Here is a 21,121-nt window from a genome sequence, read left to right as displayed (position 1 = left end):
TAGAGTTCTTGGATTTCAGAAGTCATATTTTTTCCCTGATACGCTGCCGTACCTTGTGGAAATCTGTGGCAGAGAGGCATACTTCACTTAATATCTGCGCCACGTCTTCCGCAGTGATTTTCAAGAAATCCTTTTCTACGGGGGTGATAAAGACACCTCCCAAGTCGACGGATGCCGGGCTGCTCAACAGATTGGCTTCTCCTTCGGCAGTATAGCAGGCGGGGCGGTGTTTCTCGCGCGGGAAGACAAAGACCACCCAACGGTCGGCCTCGTATAGGACCAGTACGTTCATCATCGGCTCGTCTTCTTCGGGTTTCACGTCCAGAGAACGGTAAATGATGTCGAACAAGTCTGCCGCGTCCTCTTTGGAGGTGGATTCAATCACAAGTGTGGCACGGGGAGCGTCGTCAAGATACCACAGTGCTGCTTTCCTATAATCGGCTATTTTCCCGGCAGTCTGTCCGCGCCAGTCCTTTTCAATAGGCATGAACCCTTTGTTTCCTGCCTGGAAATGAGCATGGTCGGGGGCGGAAGCACCACATTTGGGACCGTTGTAGAAGATGGTGTAATCCGTCAGCGCCTCGGCCAGCTCCAGCATGTCGGTGAAGCGGGTGGCTATGCGTTGAGGGGTATGTGCCAGTTCCGGTACTGTCAGGTGGCGGGGGAAGATGGGGAACGGATTCACCAGAATATTGTAGTGTCCTCCGAACGGGATACCTTTCTGTACCGGCGGCAAATTGGCCGGGCACAGAAAGCATTTCCGTTCCAGGATGGACTTGGCATCCACTTTGGCACCGGAGGAAACGATGCGTGCGGGGTTGAACTGTACCTTATAAAGTATCCCGTTTACATTCAGCTCTTTCACCCGCACACCGGAGAGGGCGGCATAGTTGTTGCGTGCCGTCTCCCAGGATGCCAATTGTCCAGTCAGAAGATGGTGTATCGTTTGATTCATATCACTTGTTTTTGTTCATCGCTATGCGTGCCTGAAGTTCCCAGGTACGGATGCGGTCTTTGTAGAGGTTGTGTCCGTTCATTTTCACGATGTCCAGTGAGGCATCGGAGTTGTCGTCCCAGCGGCGGCAGAGGTAGACCACGTCGTACACGCGTCCTATCTGGTACTGGCGGGAGAAGTTCAGTCCCAGTGCATAGTCTTCGCCATAGCTGGTATTGGGTACTTTCACTTCGCGCAGTACCGGGGTATAGAAGGCGCGCGGGGCACCCAGACCGTTGATGCGGAGGGCGTTGTTGCGTCCGTTTGCCGGAGTCCATTCCTTGTGGTCGATGATGCCCGGAGCAATCATGTTCATGTTGAAGTCCGTCATCATATAGGTGCCTACCACCATGGCGCAGTTCTGTTCGTAGAAGGCGCGTACCATGATGGCGAGTGTGTTTTCGTCTTTGTATACGTCGTCGCTGTCCAGCTGCACGGCAAACTTGCCACACTTGGGGTGGTGTACACCTACATTCCAGCAACCGCCGATACCGAGGTCGTTGCGTTCGGGGACGATATGGATGAGGCGTTCGTCGTCCTTGAATTCGTCGATGGCTTCCGTTGTGCCGTCTGTGGAGTGGTTGTCGATGATGATAAGATTATATTTGAAGTCTGTCTTCTGCATCAGTACCGACTTGATGGCATCGCGGATGGTACGGATACGGTTGCGCACCGGAATGATGACCGAAGCTTCATACTCAAAGTTACCGGCAGAGAACTCAATCTTCTTGAACTCCGGTGCCAGATATCCCCCGATTTCTTTCAGATGTTCGGTACATGCCTGCTCCATCTCAATCTGGCGGTCACGGTTTTTGGGGTCTACATAGTCGAAAATCTTTTCGCCGCTCTTGCGGGTATCGTTTTCCACCTCGCTGTATAAGTATTCGTTGATATGTACCAAGTTTGAATGTTGGCTCAATTTCAAGCGCAGGTCGTAAAGTCCGGCGAAGTTGTAGTCAGACTTCATGTGTCCGGCGGCTTCCTTTAGTTTTTCGGTGTTGAAAAGGAGCAGGGAGCCAAAGTTGAAGTCATCCCTCAAGGAACCGAATTGGTAGTCGATTACCGGAGCGTTGCTCTGCTTGCCGTCTGCTATTTGGTAGTGGTCGGCATATACCATACCGGCGCTTGAATCTTCAAGGATGTGTATCATACGTTCCAGTGCAAACATACCCATTTCGAGCGTAGTCTCTTTGGTATAAAGCAATGTGTATTCTCCCTTGGCTGCATTAGCAATAGCTTTGAGAGTTGCACTGCTGTAGGGCATGTCAACAAACAATATTTCGCAGTCCGGGAGCGATTCCAGAGTGGCATCGGTCGTGATTAACCGGATTTCTTCTATAAGTCCTGTCGCCTGTAGGCTATTCACTGTTTTTTCTACTTGTTCTTTTCCTGCGTAGGGAAGAAAGCAACTGATTTTATTCATGATATATCTTTTAATTTTTAATTCTCAATTTTTAATTCTCAGAAGTCCCACTTCCCCGCTGGTTGCCGTGAATAGAACTTCGTGGCCGTTCAACGGAACTACGGTACTGATGAGTGAATTTCCTATTTTATGTTTCCACAGTACTTTGCCTGTTTTTCCTTCCAGTGCGAAGATAAGTCCTTCTTTGGTACTGCCAAACATTACCCCCTCTTTTTCCACTTGCATGGAGGGGGCATGCTCATAACCGAAACCTACATTGGTTGCCCACAACTCCCGCGGAGTATCTCCTTGAGCTGCATAGCAAACAATGCTGTCGTTCATCGTTTTGCTATAGATACGTTCACCGTCTTCGGAAAGTCCGATGGTCTCGCGCACCATGGACTGGAAGGTGCGCCACACGGTATTGCCCGTATGGATGTCTATGGCGGTCATGGCGCGTTGCGGGTCGGTAATGAATACTTTGCCGTCGGCAGCTACCGGCCATACGGCGGCAGGAGAGAAGTGCATGCGGGTCAGTCCGCCCGTCCATTTCCACAACTCACGTCCGTCAGTCTTGTTCAAGGCATACAGTGTATTGTCCCATGCGCCGAAGATGACCTTGTCTTCCGTCACCAACGGCTTGGTTTCGATGTAGCCCTTCACGCCGGTGTAGGTCCAGATTACTTTTCCTGTATGGATGTCTGTGGCGCGGAAAGTGGCATCACTGGCACCGATGTAGGCGGTACCGTCTGCGATGGTCACGGCTCCGAGTACCGGTTCGGCAGCTCTTACCGTCCAGAGCAGGTTGCCGTCTTTGGCATTCAATCCGTAGATGTGGCGGTCGGCAGACCCGAATACAACGATACCTTCGCTTACGGCCGGAGTACCGACAATACGTTTGCCGGATTCAAAGCTCCATAGCTTTTTGCCGTTTTTCAGGGCGTAGGCTGTCAGCCGTCCCATATCGTCTCCTACGAACACTTTATCTTTTTCTACGGCGGGCGAGCAGTAAATGCCTGCACCCGTCTGTACCATCCATTGTTCCTTTACTTTCAGATATTCCTTGTTGACCGAGAAGTCGGGATATTTCTCCGCTTTTCCATTGCGGTCGTAATATTGCCCGGCCAGCGAGAAGGCAGCCCATTGCTTCTTAGGCTCGCCGATACGTTGCGTGTATACACGGATGGAGTCTTTGGTTACTTCGTAAATGCCATAACCCGGTTTTCCTTCTTTGTCGCGCAGGTTGCTGCGCATCAGTACGCCCGGAATGCCGTCATAACGTAAATCCCGGTTGCTGTGATAATGCCCGCCGATAAACAGGCGCACGTTGTAAGGGCGGACGGCATCCGTCACCTCATACCAGTTGTCCACATCCCCGTCCATTAGCGGGTAGTGGGTGACAAGTATCACCGGTTTGTCTTTGCCATTTTTCTCCATTTCCTCCGTCATCCAACGGATATCTTGCGGCACTACATGCCCGTAGGCCATACGCATCAGCGGACCGGAGTTGAAGCCGAGGAAAAGGAATCCCTTATGCTCGAACTCGAAGCGTTCGCCGCCAAAGATTTCTCCGAAAGCGGTGCAGCCGGAGTCGCTCCATTTCGTTTCATGGTTGCCAAGGGCTACGTGGTAGGGTACTTTCAGCAAGTCAAGGCACGATTTCACTTTTTCCATGGTGGCACGGTCGCCTTCTTCGGTCAGGTCGCCCGTCACCAGGACAAAGTCAATACTGTCGGTGGCATTAATCTGTGCTATGGAACGCAGCAAGTCCTCAGTGGGATTCGGATTGTTCGGGGTCAGATGAATGTCTGTCAGTTGGGCAAAACGGAATGTCCCTTGCTGTGCCTGCATCCCCAGGGGGAGCAGGCAAGCCATCAGGACAATTATTAACAGTCTTCTGTTCATAGATGATGATTGGTTGATATTATTTGTTGTCGTTGAAGAATGTCAGCACAGCATTCATGAGTGCCTCTCTTTCAGAATCAGTACGTATGGATTCAAAAGGGAATCCCAATACAAAAGTCTTGTAGTCGCCCTGGTAGGCCACACCGGCACTCAGGTTGTTTTCAGAATACCGCATTACGGTGTGTGCATCTTTGGTTGCCGGTTCAATGGCGTCCGGTGATTCCACCACATACGAATCGGCATTCAGCTCATTGTGATAGGTATAGTTTCCTGAAAGGGCGGGGAACGGAGAAGCTACGCTTTTCACCTTACCCATTGTAGCCGCTTGTCCCACACGCCACTTATATTTCAGTACTTCCATCGCAAATTTCTTGTCGGCTTCGTCGGCAGTTGCAAGGCGGTTGTCCCATAAATCCGTTCCTACAAAAGCGCCCGAAACAAAGATATTTCCACCTTGCTTACAATAAGCCACAATAGCCTCCTGCATCGGTTTGCTGAAAGTCTTGAACTCCAACGGTTTTACGCCTCCCCGTCCCATCTTGGTCTGGCATTGCTTCCCAAGTATCAAGTCCACATACCTATACTCCCTCATATCCACTGGAGTATTCTTCTCTCCCTTTCCTACGGGGGAGAGACTTTCATTACTAACCGATACAAACGAATATCCCGCTTTCAGGATAGCGGCACCATGTATGGCAGGATAATCGAACGTATTTCCTGCAATCACTTGAGTTTCGTAGTTCCCATAGCTGTCGCCGAAACCGGAGGCATCGTCGTCCATCCAGGGAATGGAACGGCGGTATTCCTTCATCTTGCCAATGTAGCTGATGTCCCGGATATAGGGGACCCCGTGGTCCTGCTCATCCAGAAATCCGGCAAGGAGGGTGTCGGCGGGGGTGGGTGCCGTAAAGTCGGCAGGGGCACTGATACGGTCGAATCCGTTTATCACCAATACGGTACCTTTGGAATTGAACGCCCGTCCGGCAGAAAGAATTTCGGAAGGGAAACTTTCACCGCCCTTGTTGACAGCGGTAACCTTGTAGCTGCACACCATGCCGGCGGGGAGTGTGGTGCGGTAACTGTTGCCGTCCACCAATACTCCGTTGTCGAAATCTCCGTCGCCGATGCGGGTATAGACAATGTATTTCTCTGCTATGGCAGTCGGTTCCAACGCATCCGCTACGGGTCGCCAGGTCAGTTCCACTTCATTTTCACCGGTCATGCGCAGGGCCATGTGGTCTACCGGTAGCGGTTGCACTACATAATCCATGTGGTATTGTGAGCAGAGGAACTGCAACATACCTTTATAGATGGCGCGGCTTACGGTGAAACGGAAACGCGGGTCCAGTCCGTAGCGCATGTCTGCAAAGTTTTGATGGGAAAGTAGTTCGAGTAGCATGGTAGGTACGCGGGGTACACGGGCCTCATAGTAGGATTGGTTCCATTTGCCCCGGCGTGTCCATTGGGGTTCGTAGAGGGTACGCACGTCACGCACGATGTTGGACTGAATCAAGTCTGTCAGGTCGTGGCTCAAGTAGCGGGATGCTCCGTTGGCGAATTTCTCATTGTAGGCGTTGGTATAGTAGATGCCGAGTGTCCCGATGATGGAATCGTTCAGTGTAGTTCCTGCATCGGAGTGGAAGGCGAAGGCCATGTTGACGGGGATGTTCAGCCCTCTCTCCGTCGGATTCACGGCAGAGCCTCCGGAAAGGTAGTTCACCCAGATACCACGGCATTTGTAGTCGTCGGTATAGTCGTTCTTTCCGTTGCTTTCTGAATATACGCTGTCCGGTATGCCTGCCCATTGCAGCCAGTAGCGGGCGGCTTCGCAGAAACGGGGATAGTTAGATAGTTGATAATTGATAGTGGACAATGGAGAATAGGTTACACGGTCTTGGATGTTGCCTGTATGGGTGTTTTGCAGGTTGCGGGTGTCGGAGCTTTTCAGGTTTTCCGTAGCGCCCTCGTTGGAGATGCGGCGGGCGATGTTCCCCATACCGCCGCCAATCTTCACGGCGTCGGCGGTGATGATTCTTCCTACTTTGGAGGAAAGGTTGCTCAGAACGACTTTGCATTCATTGTTCCGACCGGCATTGAAGCCGAAGGTGCCGAGGTAAATCCAGGTGCCGCCTCCCATTTGCTGGTTTACCTTGAACTGCGTGGTGCCGCCTTTGTGATAGACGGTGTAAAGGGCATCGTCCGCGCTGTTTGGCAAGGTTTGGTAAGAGACGTATACGGCGTATTGTCCGGTCGAAGGGATTTCGGGAATCCATTCGGCGGTGCTTGCGTTTCCTTTCTTGATGGTTTCTATAGCGCGGTAAGTGCCTTCCTTGAAAGGATTCTCAAAGTCTATGTATTGGGGGCGCAGGTGGGCGAAGCCTTGTCCTGCTCCCTGGCTCCAGAGCTTGTCACCGGAATTTTCTGTATAGACGGAACGGCCGGTCAGGCAACCGTCATTGTCTACGATGACTTCTGCCGTCTGGCAATCGCGTTCGCGGGGAAGCAGCACGTTGGCACCGGCATTTTCCAGCATCGGCACGAGGAAAGGCAATACGTAGCTTTGGGTGTAGAGGTCTTCCACGGTCTGGAAGATACGTGCACGCTGCCATTCCCAACGGTCGAGTTTCGGCTCGTAGTACCAGCCGTGGCTTTGCCATAGGGCGATGTGCCGGTTCTGCAAGCCGTTGGTAGGGGTGTAGGGGGCGGAAATGTCGGTAACTAAAGGCTTGGAAGCGACGGGATTGAATGTCTTCGTCTTTTTGTCTTTTTTACTACGCAGGACTTGGGGAACCAGTTCTTCGATGCTGCGCTTGTTGGTACGGATTTGCAGCTTGTATTTGGTAAACTCCGCCGGTAGCAGGGCACTTACGCCCTGGTATATTTCGGCTACATTGTCCTCGCGGAAAGGAATATAGGCACAGTTCATGTTGGCAAACAGTTGCAGCGTATTTCCTTCCACGGCCACTGAGTCGATGCTGATACGTCCTACGGAAACTTCTTTCCGTGCGGTGGTATCCAGGAATTTCCCGATTTCCTGGCGGACATCCGTCGGAAGTTCTTGCGCACCTCCCCATTGGGGGAAGAGGGAGGCGGCAAGCAAACTTAGTAAAAACTGACGTCTTACGTTCATAGATGATGTATTAAGTTAATTGTTCTTTTTATCTTTCCTAATCAACAGACAGAGACCGATGAAAGTGAACAGTGCATTGAAAATCAGCAACTCGTAGCTGAATTGATAACCTCCGAACCAGGCTTCGGAATTTTTCTGCAGAATGAAGCAGAGAACCGGGGAGGCGATGGCAACCAGCGGGATGTACTTGTCACGCACTTGTTGTTTCATGAAGATGCCGAAAGCAAACAGACCCAAGATAGGACCGTAGGTATAGCTTGCCAGGATATATACAGCATCGATGACACTGGTGTTGTTCAGAAGATTGAATACGAAAATGGTGATTCCCATAACAACCGCCATGCCGATGTGCACTTTCTTGCGCATCTTCACAACCGTCTCTTCCGACTTGCCTTTCGTTCCCAGAATGTCTACGGTGAAGGAAGTGGTCAGCGCGGTGAGTGCCGAGCCTGCGGCTGAATAGGCAGAAGAAATCAGGCCGATGATGAACAGTATGCCCACAATGGCAGGGAAATAGTTGCCGGTGGCAATCAGCGGGAACAGTTCGTCACTCTTCTCCACCGCAATCTGCTGGTTGGCGGCAAAGATGTAGAGCAGCACGCCCAGCATCAGGAAAAGCAGGATGACGAAGAACTGCGAAATGACACTGGTAATCATGTTCTTCTGTGAGTCCTTGAAGTTCTTGCAGCTCAGGTTGCGCTGCATCATGTCTTGATCCAGCCCGGTCATGGCAATCATGGTGAAGGCACCGGCGAGGAACTGCTTGAAGAAGTACTGCTTGCTGTTCACATCGTCGAAGAAGAAGATGCGGGACATGTCACTGTCGGCAATGGTGCTTACCATACCGGTAAATGACAGATTGAGGTCGGAAGCGATATACCAGATGCAGAGTACGACCGACACCACCAAGCAGAATGTCTTCAGAGAGTCTGTCCAGATAAGAGACTTTACGCCACCCTGGAAAGTGTACAACCAGACCAGTGCCACCGTGATGGCCACGTTCAGCAGGAAAGGCAGTCCGAAAGGTTCGAATACCAGCAGTTGCAGCGTCAGGCATACGAGGAACAGACGGACAGCGGCACCGAGCATTTTGGAGATGAAGAAGAACCAGGCACCCGTGCGGTAGGAAGACATGCCGAAACGGTTCTCCAGATATTCGTAGATGGATACCAGGTTCATTTTGTAGAACAGCGGTACCAGCAGATAGGCTATGATGAGCTGTCCGGCAATGAAGCCCAACACCATTTGCAGATAGCCGAAGCTGCTGGCGGCAACCATGCCGGGTACAGATACATAGGTCACACCTGAAATGGCGGAACCGACCATGGCGAACGCCACGACATACCAGGATGACTTGCGGTTACCTACAAAGAAGCCGGCGTTGTCTGCCTTCCTTCCTGCAATATAGGATACCGTGAACAGTATCGCGAAGTAGGCGGCTATGGTGATGATTACGGATAGTGGAGTCATAATGTTTATTTACAATTTGTTCATTTACAATTTACAATTTACCATGCGGCGTTTCTTTAGTATAAACTGTTGTACCTTCCCATTTACTTTTGAATTGTACCTTCTCTGAAATTGTACATTGTAAATAGTGAATTGTACATGTCTTTATTCTTCGTAGAGCAGATAGGGCTTGCGCTGTACCTTGAATTTCTCTACGTCGTCTTTCCATCTTGCCTTGATTTCTTCGGCGCTCTTCCCTTCCTTTATCATTTTGCGCACGTAGTCGGTGCCTATCAACAGTTCGAAGAAGGAACGGAAGAAGTGGTCGTCCATGTTCAGATTCCGGTAAGCGTCTATCACGTAACTCAAGTCAATACCGCGTTTCCAGATTTCCTCGTCGCTCATGTTGCTCAGGTTCACGCCGTGGCAAAGCTTGCCCAGCTGGGGCGGATTCTTGGCTCCGGGAACACTGCGCGGGGTGAAGCTGTAGCTGTAGCCCGTCATGTTGGGATGCCCGTAGACCTGGAAGGGGAGGTCGGTTCCTCTTCCCAGACTGACCGGAGTGGCCTCGAAATAGCAGGTCGAGGGGTACAGATAGATGGACTTCATGTTCGGCAGATTGGGGGACGGGGGAATCGGCAGCTTGTATAGGGTCTGGTGCGTATAGTTCTTGCAGGGAATGACGGTCAGGTCGCAAGTGCGTGACGCCGGCAACCAGCGTTCGCCGTTTACCATCAGGCCCAGTTCGCCCAGCGTCATGCCGTGCACCACGGGAATCGGCAGCCAACCTACACCGGATTTATATTTCATGTCCAGTATCGGGCCGTCCACGTAGTGTCCGTTCGGATTGGGGCGGTCCAGTATCAGCACCTTGCGGTTGTATTCTGCACAAGCGTCCATCAGCCGGCACATAGAGGCATAATAAGTATAGAATCTCAGGCCTACATCCTGGATGTCTACCACAAGGATATCAAACTTGCGCATGGATGCTTCGCTTGGTTTTCCGGATTTCCCGTCGTACAGCGAGAGGATAGGTACTCCGGTCTTCTTGTCTACCGAGCTGGACACGTGTTCGCCTGCGTCGGCATCTCCTCTGAAACCGTGTTCAGGGGAGAAAATGGCTACTACATTGAACTTGTTTTCCAGCAGAATGTCCAGCAGATGCTTGTCTCCTATCATTCCAGTATGATTGGAGAATATGGCAATTCGTTTATCTTTTAGGATTGGAAAATACTCGGAAGTCTGTTCATCACCTAAAATAACTCGTTCTTCTTGTGCCCGGCACAGTAAAGAACTACATAGCACAAAGGCTAAAAGCAGCAGTTTCTTCATAATAGTATTATTAAGGAGGACGTTGTTTGCAACAAAGATACGTTTTATTTTAATATCAAAAACACTTATTTGGGTATTTTTAGTATTATCAATCATAATTTGCAAATAGTCAACTGTTCACCTTATTAAATAATGGTTGAACTGCATCAGCTGCGTACGGAAATACTTTTTATAAAAAGAGTGAGGGCCAAGTTTGCCCTCACTTTGGTACAATCGGTGGGAGTGCCGGTTCATTCTTCTATTCTTACCAGATGATAAAGTGTTCCCCGGTTCGATTTCTTGTTGAGGATGTCCAGCTTGCGGAGCGTGCGCCCGAAAGCTGCTATCCGGTTGATGGCCAACTTATCCCTCGTTTTCTGTTGCAGGTCGTTGAAAATCTGCATGGCTGTGAGCCATTCGCCTTCTTCGCTCTCCTCCGCGCCACGGAAATGGCAAAGGAAAAGTTCTTCCAATGGGTCTACCCGCTCGAATTCCCGGTTGTACTCCTTTACGATTGCTTCGTCAGTGTCGTCCAGCCAGTAGCGTTCACCCTTCATGATGTCGTGCATGGCTTGGGCATAGAGCTGGTGATAATTGATAGTGACGTTTGTCTGGATAGGACCGGTCACTTCGATGCAGATGAAACGGCGACTTCCCGACGGGTCGGTCAGCAGGTCTTTCAGATTGCTGGTCCCGATGAAGGAGGCATAGCGGCGCATTTCCTGAATAGTGGTACCGTAGGGCTTTCGCAGGTTGGCAACCGGTTTTTGCAGGAGGTGCTTCAAGAAGCCTTGCTGATTGGCGTTTATCTGGTCGAATTCGTCGATGTTAATCAGAAAAAAGCGGCCAAGGCTGCGCTCCGCTTCCTGCTTGCTCTTGAAGTCGATACTGTCGGTGTAGCCGAAACGCAGTTCCGGTGGCAATAGGATACGGCAGAAAGTACTTTTGCGGTAACCTTGCGGACCTACGAGCAGGGGCGAGGTATTGTTGCCGTGCTGTTTGTCGATTCCCCGCCAATGTGCCACCATGCCAAGAAACCACCGGTAGAACAGTTCCCTCCAGTGGGGATTGTGGCAGGGCACGAGGTCGGCCAATGCGCGGATGCGGTCTTTGCCGTCCCAGCGTCCGGTGTTATAGAGATATTCTTCGATGGGGTTGTATAGCGGCACGTAGTCCGAAGACAGGAAGCGGGTGATGTCGCGGTCCCACACACGTACTCCCTCTTTCAGTGCCTTCATGGCGATGCTGCTGCGTACGCGCTGGTCGGCAGGCTGGAAGTAGAAGTGGATGGAGTCGCGCTGCCGGTATTCCAAGTCGCCAAGCACGGTGTTGTAGCGGAATTCGTAGCGGCGTTTCATGAACTCTTCCAGCCGGAAAGCTGTTTCCTGGTCTTTGTTTAGGCTACTGCGGGTGCCGAAGCCTTTCAATTCCCCGTAAAGGTTATGCAGCGTCAGGCGTACAAGGGGTTCGTCTGCCTCTCGGTAGTAGTGCATCAGTGTCTGGCGCACCACTTCTTCTTCAGGAATGCCGGCTTTGAAGCAATGTTCGGCAAGGCGGGACAGCAGCGGGCGCAGGTCGTCGCCCTGTCGCCAGTTGTCCAAATCGCGGAAGGCGCGGTCGAGGGCGGCCTCGAAGAGCAGGTTGCATGTGTCCGCCACTTCGTAGCCGGGAGTCATTCTCAGCAACGGATTGCTTTCCTGCTGTTTCCGTTGGCGGTAGTTGTCTTCCGAGGGCAGGGCGCAGGGCTGTTCCAGGCAGAAGGCCACGGCGGTGGGGCTATAATAGGGCTGTTCGTCCACGGTCATCCGGCAGCTTTGTAGGAGTGAAGGAGCCTGGAGGGTGATGGGGAAAGGGAGAAGGGGTTGGTAGCACTTCACTGCCAGGCGGTAGGCGTGGGCGTGGAATAAGGCGATATCGTCTTCATTCTTTGGAAGCCCTCCGTCGGGCAGGGTGAAGCGTACCCATATTTTGGCGCTTCGTCCGCTGGAGCCACAGAAGGCGGCAAAGGTTTGCGGCAGCAGGGCGGCTTGTTGTTTCACCAGTTCGGCTTCGGCCACCCCGGCCAGATTGTTTACTTCCAGTAGTATCAGCCCGTTGTAGGTCTTTATCCGATGTTCTCCTGCTTTGGTGCGGGTCATTTCTACGGCGGGATAGAGACGCGGCAGTCTGTCGATATGCTCATATCGGGCGTTGGTCCCTTTCAAATGCGGGATGATGCTACGCAGCTCCGTAATGTATCCGGTCTTGTTCTCGGTTTTCAGCTTTTCCATCAACATGTCCGTTTCTTGTGTGCTGACGGCCTCTTTTCCGCTTTCGCGTTCCTCTCTGATCAGTGTGATTTTCATTCTTTATCGTGTATGTAATATTCTTGTAAAGATACGCCGGGAAAGGGGGGGATACAAGCTTTTCAAGGATTATTTTCCGATTGGCTTCTTTTTTGGGGTGGAATGTCTATATGTTTCTTTTATAAAAGGTGTTTGTTTCTTTGCTTATCCCCATAGTTTTGTCTACTTTTACACCAGAGTTTATGAACAGTCCACTAAAGTGGTCTTTCTTGTTCATATTAGTGAACGGAGCAGCTCACTACAGTGAACGGTTCTGCTCACGGGCTGGGCTGTGATATAACCTTTGTACTTCAACAGACTGCGTACGTACTTCGCACGTGTTCCGTGCAGTGCTTTATCGTATAATGTAACCCTTTAACGCAGTTTGAACTATGGCTATTTTGTTTGATTGGTACGAGAATCCGGACTCGTACGACAAATCTCCGGAAGATAAAATCCTTCATCCCCGTCTCCGCCTAAATGGGAGCAGGTCTACCGATGAATTGCGGCGGGACATCCAGGCACGTTGCTCATTGACAGAAACCGATGTGACGGCTGTGCTCGATGCTGTGTCGCACGTCATGGGCAGGGAACTTGCCGAAGGAAGGCAGGTGCATCTCGACGGCATCGGCTACTTTCGCGTGTCGCTCACCACGACCGAACCGGTAGTGGCTGCTACCAAGCGTAAGTTGACGAAGGTGAAGATGGCGGGTGTGAAATTTCGTGCCGACCAGAAACTGAAAAATGAAATTGGTACCATCAAGGCAAAGGTTTTGAAGGCAAACGAGCATTCGGCTAAACTGACGGATAAAGAGATAGACCGTCGGCTGACCAACTATTTCGCCACTCGCCCTTTTATGACACGGAATGACTTTCAAAGCGTTTGCGGCATGATGCGTACTACTGCCATGCGGCATATCCGTCGGCTGCGCACCGAAGGAAAGTTGAAGAATGAGGGAACAATGCTGCAACCGATTTATGTACCCGTTTCAGGATATTACGGTAAGAATGAGTGACTTATAACTTTGAACGAAGAAATCTTGTGGTGAGGGCAAATTTTGCCCTCACTTTTTAAATTTGCTCTCACCCACCTCTTGAATGCCGATGAATAGGGCGATGCGTGCGAAAGGTGAGGGTGGTGAGGGTGGATGTGTGAAATTTAGTTTAGTTTGATGGGCGGCTGAATATGGGTATTCCCATACGGTGTATATGTTCCAAAAGGTCGGCATTCTTTAATTTGCCATAGATGGAAAGGTCTACGCTGTAAGGCAAAAGCAGGTCGTCTATTTCATCGGAAAGGCTGCTTAAAGTATTATACGTAAGTCTGTCTCCCATCAGCGTGATGTCTATGTCGGAAAAAGGCTTGAAATTTCCTTTGGCTCGTGAGCCGTACAAAACAGCCTGCTCTATTTCTTCATGTTTCCGGAAGAGATTGCATAGCTTTTCCAGTTCATTGTCGGTCAATCCGTACATAGCTCAATCGAATAAGGATGGTGTATTCAAGGATTGCATTTTCTCTTCAAATCTGCAGAATAGGGGGAAATAGAAGTTTGTGATGTTTTCATAGATTTCAGAGACTACATCGTTGTCATAATTGTGCGATGTCAGATTTCGGGCTTCTATAGTCTCCATCCATTGCTTGTCATCAATCAATCCCATTTCAAGGGCTTTGCGTATGGCATCACGGGAGCCGCGGATGTCGGTATACCCCTGATACTCGGCATAGTCCTTCATCACTTTCCAAGCCAGTTCGTGGGTATATTCAAAACGCTGTATCATGCCTTCCTGCAATAATTCGTCCACTCCATCGTTGAACGCTAATTGTTCGGACATGATTGCCATGGCTTGGCTTAATTTGGCTAAAGCCTTGCGGTAGTTGGAAAAACGCTGTATCCATCGTATGTCTTGCTGTACCATGATAGCTGTTTGTTTTTTAGGTAAGCAAATATAAGCTTCTTTTGTGTAACGAGCAAATGGACGGGTGCTTTTTCGCTTGTGAGGGCGATATGTTATAGTATTATCATTAATGAACGATTGGGAACATTTCACTGACTTCATACCAGTCCCCACAAGGTGATTGATATGCGACTTTAATCTCTACTTCATTATCCCATACTTCAAAAGAGTTGTAAGAAATACATGTCCATGATTGCCCTTGTATGCAAATTTCAGAGACGTTTGTCGATGACCAAGTAAAATTAGTGGCCCAATTTGGATATCCCATTAAACTTACAGTGATATTTGCATTGACAGCATCGATTTGGTCTGGAACTAAATTCCCTTTTTCAAAAGAAGCATTTGGATTGAAAAGTCTGAGATAGCTTTCTTTTTCTATTGTGAATCCAGAGGGTAAGACTATAGTTGCGTATAATCTGGGCATTGTAATGGTAGAACTAATGTTTTTACAAGTATAAACATCTCCTATGTAGTTTTGTGGGTTTGTCCCTCCGGTAGTACTCCATTGTACACTCGAACCGGGAGGTTGGTCTTTTATACTGAAACTTTTACTACTGTTGTAGCAGATGCACTTTGAGAGATTTCAGCGAATAGATTTTTATCGTAAGTCCACTTTATGCCCGTATCTTTGTTTATGGAATAATTGCACCAAAGTGTTATCGTATCTCCCAATTCAAATGTTGAAGGGGCATTGATTGGCATAGGTTTCATTTTGACATTGATGTTTCTTAGATCTGCGGTAAGTTCGATTGTACTTTTTTCAGGACGTACCATCAGGGTAGAATTACTACCTGCTTTAGTCCATAATACATTTATTGGAAAATGGTTTTTTCCTGCTGGAATTTGGGTTACCCATGTACTCTCGAATCGTTCTTGGTAGTTTGTTTTGAATCGTGCTTCTCCACCGACTGCTGAAATTCTTATACCTACAGATTGTTTTTGTATAGGAATACTTAAATCATAAGTGTAGTAACCATCACTAACATAGGGGTTCATTTCGCCCGTAATAGTACCGCTTATGTAGGAAGCACGTGTTGTGACATCAGAATAGAAATCCTTATCTTGTAACTCGTCTGTTTGTTCTTCTTTGTTGCAACTACTATTGATGAAGCAGATTAGTAGTACGAAAAATATGTTCTTCTTTTTCATGATATGTTTCTTGTTAGTATGTTATGAACGAAGGGAAAGTATATGATATTGATTTATGGTTCCTTTTAGAAGGTGCTATTCGTGTTTCTATACACCTTTTAAAGGGAATAACAAAAGCGTCCATACATTTGTATTTAGATACATGGAATGTATGAACGCTTTAATTAAATCCAAACGAGGTACAGCGCGATATGCTGTTTTTAGTTGATTACCAACCCGGATTCTGCTTCATGTTTTTATTTAGGGTCAACTGTGTAGTTGGAATCGGGTAGAAATAATGTTTGGCTTCATAAGTACGGATTTGTGCATCGGAGGCATCTATATATCCGTTCTTGGTCGCTTCTTCACAGTCAGGCACATTGCTTACGTTGGCGCCCAACATGGTGTTCGGGTACTTGGTTGAATCCAATTTGTCGAGCTGGTGCCAACGGATTAAATCCCAATATCGGTACCAGTTATCCATAATCAGTTCGCAACGGCGACAGCGGCGTATCTCCCAAATCAGATTGCTTACTCCCATATTATTGGCAGGATCGGCATCTGGAGTAGTTGTCATAGCCGGCAGGCCGGCACGAGCTTGAAGCTTGTTTATGGAGTTGTTGAGATCGTCTTGTGTGAGAGAACCCATTTCGGCTTTGGCTTCTGCAAAGTTCAGATAAATAACTGAAATCCAATAGAGCGGGCAGTCGGTGTATTGGTAGCCGATGTTGTTTCGGTCGCTTACACTCAATTCTTCGGGGTTATCATACTTGGCGATGCCATAACCGGTCGATGTGGTGAAGGCTGCTACACCGGCACGGCTGTAGGCGTGGCCTCTGAAAGAAAGTACCGGGTCAAGAATTTCGGACAGGCGCTTGTCGCGTACGGCCAAAACCTCTCTTATAGAGTAATTTTTGTCTGCATCCAATACGGCTGCATCGTCCTTGTTTTTCGAGGTTGTTGCCAACGGTTTTCCATCAAGGAAAAGGAAACTGTCGAATGCGTCCTTTGAAATGCCGTGCGTACCACTTGTGTTGATTGTGTAGTCAATGGTGGAGTGCCTTAGCGAACTTTGTGCATAAGGCTTGTAGAAAATCATTTCCGGATTGCTTGCCAGGCTGACAGAATTATAGTTGGCTTTGTAACTGTTACTTAGAGAGTAGTTTTTGGCCATAAGATATTCGCAGGCTGATACACATTCTTGCAAGTATTTGTTGGCGCGGCTCTCATCAGCGGCTTTGCCATTCTCGGCTTGAGTGCGATATTTGCAGTATGTACCTTCATATAAGGTGATGTCTGCTTTCATGGCATATGCCATGTCGGTGCTGAAACGTTGCCGATTGCTGTTTGCGGTAATGTGTTCGCACGCATAATTGATGTCTGCCAGCACATGGTCCATCACTTCATCCCGGTCGGTGCGTGGTCCGTAGAGGGCTTCGCTGTCGGCTGGGTCGATAACTTTGTCTATCCATTGCACATCGCCGTACATACGGACCAACTGATAGTATTCCCACGCACGGTTCATGCGTGCAAGACCTTCATAGTGGGCCTTTGTTGCTTCATCAAGAGAGGAAGACTGTACACCGGCAATGATATAGTTGGCGCGTCGGATTTCTGTGAAAGGGGCTGACCAGTTTGTGGAAGATGCGACCACGTTAGTGTAAGTCCAGTTATGGCTTTCTGCATCTACCTGGTCATCGCTTATTGTTTTGAAGTAGAACCATCCTCCACTGGCTCCGTTGCCAAAGCCGGTAAAGTTGTTATAAAAAGTATTGCACTGATTATCCAAATTATCGGTGTTGCTCCAGTATGCCGGAGTATTCGTGAAGGTATCCAAGGGGGATTTGTCCAGCAAATCGTTGCAACCGGTTAACATCGCCAGCGCTGTGACCCCATATATAAATAATTTCTTCATTGTTCTTAAGTTTTTGAGGTTGTTATAATGTTACCTGGACTCCAAATGAGAATGTGCGTGTAATAGGAGCTATACGTCCCCATCCACCGGCTGTAAGTCCATTGCCTGTACTGATTTCGGGGTCGACTGGAAGGTCATTCCCTTTGTGGAGCAGAAAGAGGTTGCTGCCACTGAAGTAGATACGTGCTTTCTCAATGTAGGCTTTGCGTGTCCACTCTTTCGGAAGGGTATATCCCACAGTTACGTTCTTCAGACGAAGATAGGACATGTCTGTCAAATAGCGGGATTGGGGATAGTAGTTGTTGCAGCCGTTAGCTATACCGGATACGGTACCTCCACTATTATTTGTACCACGATAAAGACGTGGATAACGGTTGCCTTGATTTACCTCATAACCGGTAATGGCGGTATAGTCTGAATTCCAAAGCACTTTGTTATAGCTTGTTTGGTGGGAATAGATGGCTACGTCGGCATGTACCATGGCGGGAAGGTTTAGGGAAGAAGTCGTCCAGTCCTCACGTTTGCCTACACCTTGGAAGTAGAGGTCAAGGTCGATACCTTTCCACGCTCCGCCTAAATGGAAGCTGTATTCGTAGCGTGGCATAGAGTTTCCGATGACTTTCAAATCGCCGTGGTCGTCTGCTGTGCCTTTTCCACCGTCAATCTTGCCATTGCCGTCCAAATCCTTGAACTTGACGTCTCCCGGGCCGTAATGGAAATTACCGGATTCCAGTCCTGCCTGGCTTGCAATGCCGTTTGCATAATTCCATGAGCCGTCTGCATTTTGGCTGGTGAAGTCTTTTTCCTCGAAGTAACGGTCGGTTTCAAAACCGAAAATGTCACCGTAGGTTTTACCGGTGTAATAGGTGCTGAGCAGTTTGGAATCATTGTCCCACTTTGTTACTTTAGTCTTGGAGTCACCGATGTTGAAGTTGGCATATACGTCGAAGTCGCCGAAGGTATGGCGCCAGTTCAAGTTCAACTCCCATCCACGTGTACGTAAGGTACCGGCATTTTCATAAGGAGCAGAAGCACCCAGAGTGTTCGGCAATACTTGTGCCGGTGCCAGCATGTCACGATTCTCACGTTGGAACCAGTCGAAACCTATAGTCAGTTCGTCATTCAAGAGACCCAGGTCAAGACCTATATTGAGGGTGCGGATACGCTCCCAGGTCAAAGTACTTGATACCAAATCCGGCATGTTATACATGGTCAGGAGATTAGCGTTGGCATTATTGTTTTCAATCCAATAGATATAGCCGGTACTTTTATTGTTCAACCGTTGGCTTATTAATTGTTCGAACATGTAGTCGCCCACAGCCTCGTTGCCGATTTCGCCAAAAGAAGCACGCAACTTACCATTGCTGACAATATGTTTCAGTGGGGCGAAGTAGGCTTCTTCGGAGAAGCGGTAGCCGATGGATGCAGAAGGGAAGAAGGCCCACTGGTCGGTATGGGGGAAACGGGAAGAACCGTCGTAACGTCCGTTCAGTTCCAATAAATAAATGCCTTTGTAGTCATAATTGATACGGCCGAAATAACCGGCAGAAGCGCGGGATGTATGATTCCAACTCAAATCTTGTCCATCCTTGCCAGCCATATTCAGTTCGGGGTATCCCTCTTGATCGTACATCACATTGCGGGTACCATACAGATATTTGTATTCCTCTTCTTCTGCGTTGACACCTGCCATTACATTCAGGTTGTGTTTTTTGGCAAATGTTTTGGTATAGTTTACGTATGCGTTGGCCGTCCATGTGTTCTGTTTGGAAAAGTCTCTCCAGATACCGCTATTGCCTTTAGTGACGATGTAAGAGGGTACCGGTTTCCCGCTCCAATTGATGCCGTAAACGGAGTTGTCCTGCGAACCGCTGTTCATATTCTGAATGGCATATGTAAAGTCTGCATTAAGGGTCAGTCCTTTAACGATTTCAGCTTTCAAGAAGGTGTTCATACGGGTCAGGTCTGTTGTCACTTCACGATCGGCAGCTTGCTTCTGCATGGCCATGACGCGTGTGTCATAGCCGTCGATTGTGCCCGAAGGAATGAAATAAGAACCCCAACGCCACAAATATTGGTAGGTGTTGGCCCATGTGTCCGGGCGTTTATAGTTCTTACGACTATAGTTGATGCGTGCACCCACCTGTAGCCAGTCGTAAACATTAGTGGTGACATTGACTGAGGCATTGTACTTTTTTAGTTCGTCCGGGTGAATCTTCATCTGTCCTTGCTTTTCGTTGTAGCCGAAAGATAGGTAGTAATTGGTCTTACCAGATGTTCCTTGTATAGAAACATTGTGGCTCATGGAAGGAGCAGCTTTGTTGAAGTAGATGTCCTGTACATCCCAGTCAGCATAATAAAAAGGAGTGCCGTCCAATACGATATAGTCACCCACGTTACTATCGCTTTGGTAGAGGTTCATAGGACGGTAGCCGGTCTTGCCGCCGTTCTGTTGCTGCCACTTTTCGGCGTAAGGTAACAATTTGTCGAAATACATACCGAACAATTCAGGCATACCGGCACCACCGTTCATACTGGCTTCGATACCCATCTTTAATTGTGTGGGTACATCGGGATAGTCCGGCAGGTAAGTAGCTTGATCCCATGCAAAATTGTTGCTGTAATTGATGGTAACCTTTTCGCTAGGCTTTGCGCTCTTGGTATTGATTAGAATCACACCGAAAGCGGCGCGCGTTCCATAAATGGAGGAAGCGGAAGCGTCCTTCAGTACGGAAATATTTTCGATGTCTTGCGTATCGAGGAAAGAAATGTCATCCATCGGAACGCCGTCCACTACAATGAGTGGATTGCTGACTTCTCCATTACTCAATGTCCCCAAACCACGTATACGCATGGAGGCTGTCTCGTCGATGGCACCACTTGTGGTGAGAATGCTTAGTCCCGGAACAGCCCCTTGCAATGCTTTGGCTACATCTTGTTGTGGACGACCTGCCATTGTCTTGTTTAAGTCCACTGTAGAAACTGCTCCTGTCAAGTTAGCCTTCTTTTGTACACCGTAGCCTACTACTACTACTTCATCCAGCATCTCGGTATCTTCTTTCAGAGTTATTCTCATCGTTTTGGCTGCCTTCACTTCTTGTGTCTGATAGCCCACAAATGATATTTTTAGTGTTGCTCCCGGTGTTATGGTCAATGTAAACTTACCGTCTAAGTCGGTAATTCCGCCGTTGGTAGTCCCTTTTTCTACTACGCTGGCACCGATAATCGGTTCGCCGGCTGCATCGACAACTAAACCGCTGATAGTGATAGCTTGTAATTGTTCTGTTACGCCAAGCGAATTATCAGGATTGGCTTGTGCAGCCATCACGTTGCCGCTGCTTAATAACAGTGAGCTGATTGCCACTGCTGTGAGGAGTTTGCTATGTGTTAGTCCTCGTTTTTTGTGATCTTCATTCATAAATGATTGATGATTTGTTGTTAATTAAATACTTCTTAAATTTAGGGTAAGGGTAATAAGGACCGAATAGTGAGACTATTCAACTTGCAGGATTGTTTCTTTTTCCATAGGCATTTTCTCTTTTTAAAGGTTTATAACTTTATATTATCTCTTGTTTTTCTATTTGTTTGCCAAGTCCAGACGGAACTT

Annotated in this window: 14 protein-coding genes; 1 reads left to right on the top strand and 13 read right to left on the bottom strand. The window is 48.7% G+C overall.

The features are described 5' to 3' along the window. Window positions 1-22: 22 nt before the first annotated feature. The 7 genes from DW039_RS06720 to DW039_RS06685 all read right to left on the bottom strand — a co-directional run bounded on the left by DW039_RS06720 (window position 23) and on the right by DW039_RS06685 (window position 12,536). A complete protein-coding gene (locus tag DW039_RS06720) occupies window positions 23-955 on the bottom strand; it encodes a DUF4922 domain-containing protein (protein ID WP_005824968.1) in 933 nt (310 codons plus the stop codon). A gap of 1 nt (window position 956) precedes the next feature. Further along, window positions 957-2,417 (bottom strand): glycosyltransferase family 2 protein, encoded by a 1,461-nt coding sequence (locus tag DW039_RS06715; RefSeq protein ID WP_008662785.1) that lies wholly within the window; start codon window positions 2,415-2,417, stop codon window positions 957-959. A gap of 24 nt (window positions 2,418-2,441) precedes the next feature. After that, the gene (locus DW039_RS06710) at window positions 2,442-4,301 is read right to left on the bottom strand and encodes a PQQ-binding-like beta-propeller repeat protein (RefSeq protein WP_008662787.1); all 1,860 of its coding nucleotides are present in this window, start codon (window positions 4,299-4,301) and stop codon (window positions 2,442-2,444) included. A 19-nt stretch (window positions 4,302-4,320) separates the two neighbouring features. After that, window positions 4,321-7,431 carry a xanthan lyase gene (locus DW039_RS06705; protein WP_008662789.1) on the bottom strand — a complete coding sequence of 1,037 codons (3,111 nt, stop codon included), beginning with the start codon at window positions 7,429-7,431 and terminating at the stop codon, window positions 4,321-4,323. 15 nt (window positions 7,432-7,446) lie between these two features. After that, window positions 7,447-8,901, bottom strand: coding sequence for a sodium:solute symporter (locus tag DW039_RS06700; RefSeq protein WP_008662791.1), 1,455 nt, complete (start codon window positions 8,899-8,901; stop codon window positions 7,447-7,449). Window positions 8,902-9,045: 144 nt separating this feature from the next. Continuing rightward, window positions 9,046-10,212 (bottom strand): exo-beta-N-acetylmuramidase NamZ domain-containing protein, encoded by a 1,167-nt coding sequence (locus DW039_RS06695; protein WP_034532683.1) that lies wholly within the window; start codon window positions 10,210-10,212, stop codon window positions 9,046-9,048. Window positions 10,213-10,442: 230 nt separating this feature from the next. Beyond that, window positions 10,443-12,536 carry a BT4734/BF3469 family protein gene (locus DW039_RS06685; RefSeq protein WP_008662795.1) on the bottom strand — a complete coding sequence of 698 codons (2,094 nt, stop codon included), beginning with the start codon at window positions 12,534-12,536 and terminating at the stop codon, window positions 10,443-10,445. Window positions 12,537-12,907: 371 nt separating this feature from the next. Here DW039_RS06685 and DW039_RS06680 point away from each other — a divergent pair, with 371 nt between their 5' ends. Then, window positions 12,908-13,531 (top strand): HU family DNA-binding protein, encoded by a 624-nt coding sequence (locus tag DW039_RS06680; protein ID WP_008662797.1) that lies wholly within the window; start codon window positions 12,908-12,910, stop codon window positions 13,529-13,531. 148 nt (window positions 13,532-13,679) lie between these two features. Here the strand turns inward: DW039_RS06680 and DW039_RS06675 are convergent, their stop codons facing one another. From DW039_RS06675 to DW039_RS06650, 6 genes are all read right to left on the bottom strand, one after another. After that, window positions 13,680-13,988 carry a nucleotidyltransferase domain-containing protein gene (locus DW039_RS06675; protein WP_005824948.1) on the bottom strand — a complete coding sequence of 103 codons (309 nt, stop codon included), beginning with the start codon at window positions 13,986-13,988 and terminating at the stop codon, window positions 13,680-13,682. 3 nt (window positions 13,989-13,991) lie between these two features. Next, the gene (locus DW039_RS06670; protein WP_008662800.1) at window positions 13,992-14,432 is read right to left on the bottom strand and encodes a nucleotidyltransferase substrate binding protein; all 441 of its coding nucleotides are present in this window, start codon (window positions 14,430-14,432) and stop codon (window positions 13,992-13,994) included. Window positions 14,433-14,538: 106 nt separating this feature from the next. After that, window positions 14,539-14,895, bottom strand: coding sequence for a hypothetical protein (locus tag DW039_RS06665; RefSeq protein WP_034529289.1), 357 nt, complete (start codon window positions 14,893-14,895; stop codon window positions 14,539-14,541). Between the two features lie 110 nt (window positions 14,896-15,005). Then, a complete protein-coding gene (locus DW039_RS06660) occupies window positions 15,006-15,620 on the bottom strand; it encodes a hypothetical protein (RefSeq protein WP_008662802.1) in 615 nt (204 codons plus the stop codon). A 208-nt stretch (window positions 15,621-15,828) separates the two neighbouring features. Further along, window positions 15,829-17,514: a RagB/SusD family nutrient uptake outer membrane protein gene (locus tag DW039_RS06655; protein WP_008662805.1), complete on the bottom strand. Its 1,686-nt coding sequence runs from the start codon at window positions 17,512-17,514 to the stop codon at window positions 15,829-15,831. Between the two features lie 22 nt (window positions 17,515-17,536). Continuing rightward, the gene (locus tag DW039_RS06650) at window positions 17,537-20,932 is read right to left on the bottom strand and encodes a TonB-dependent receptor (RefSeq protein ID WP_016272490.1); all 3,396 of its coding nucleotides are present in this window, start codon (window positions 20,930-20,932) and stop codon (window positions 17,537-17,539) included. Window positions 20,933-21,121: the final 189 nt, after the last annotated feature.

It is taken from the genome of Bacteroides sp. AF39-16AC (assembly GCF_003602735.1).
In the GTDB taxonomy this organism is placed as follows: Bacteria; Bacteroidota; Bacteroidia; order Bacteroidales; family Bacteroidaceae; genus Bacteroides; species Bacteroides uniformis.
Note: the sequence above shows the minus strand (reverse complement) of the source record. Positions and strands in the feature narration are given on the sequence as shown.

Excerpts from the sequence above, each read along its gene's own strand:
- DW039_RS06680 (WP_008662797.1), top strand. The coding sequence starts at position 12,908 with ATGGCTATTTTGTTTGATTGGTACGAGAATCCGGACTCGTACGACAAA.
- DW039_RS06695 (WP_034532683.1), bottom strand. The coding sequence starts at position 10,212 with ATGAAGAAACTGCTGCTTTTAGCCTTTGTGCTATGTAGTTCTTTACTG.
- DW039_RS06705 (WP_008662789.1), bottom strand. The coding sequence starts at position 7,431 with ATGAACGTAAGACGTCAGTTTTTACTAAGTTTGCTTGCCGCCTCCCTC.
- DW039_RS06655 (WP_008662805.1), bottom strand. The coding sequence starts at position 17,514 with ATGAAGAAATTATTTATATATGGGGTCACAGCGCTGGCGATGTTAACC.
- DW039_RS06710 (WP_008662787.1), bottom strand. The coding sequence starts at position 4,301 with ATGAACAGAAGACTGTTAATAATTGTCCTGATGGCTTGCCTGCTCCCC.
- DW039_RS06665 (WP_034529289.1), bottom strand. The coding sequence starts at position 14,895 with ATGCCCAGATTATACGCAACTATAGTCTTACCCTCTGGATTCACAATA.
- DW039_RS06670 (WP_008662800.1), bottom strand. The coding sequence starts at position 14,432 with ATGGTACAGCAAGACATACGATGGATACAGCGTTTTTCCAACTACCGC.
- DW039_RS06675 (WP_005824948.1), bottom strand. The coding sequence starts at position 13,988 with ATGTACGGATTGACCGACAATGAACTGGAAAAGCTATGCAATCTCTTC.
- DW039_RS06720 (WP_005824968.1), bottom strand. The coding sequence starts at position 955 with ATGAATCAAACGATACACCATCTTCTGACTGGACAATTGGCATCCTGG.
- DW039_RS06715 (WP_008662785.1), bottom strand. The coding sequence starts at position 2,417 with ATGAATAAAATCAGTTGCTTTCTTCCCTACGCAGGAAAAGAACAAGTA.
- DW039_RS06660 (WP_008662802.1), bottom strand. The coding sequence starts at position 15,620 with ATGAAAAAGAAGAACATATTTTTCGTACTACTAATCTGCTTCATCAAT.
- DW039_RS06650 (WP_016272490.1), bottom strand. The coding sequence starts at position 20,932 with ATGAATGAAGATCACAAAAAACGAGGACTAACACATAGCAAACTCCTC.
- DW039_RS06685 (WP_008662795.1), bottom strand. The coding sequence starts at position 12,536 with ATGAAAATCACACTGATCAGAGAGGAACGCGAAAGCGGAAAAGAGGCC.
- DW039_RS06700 (WP_008662791.1), bottom strand. The coding sequence starts at position 8,901 with ATGACTCCACTATCCGTAATCATCACCATAGCCGCCTACTTCGCGATA.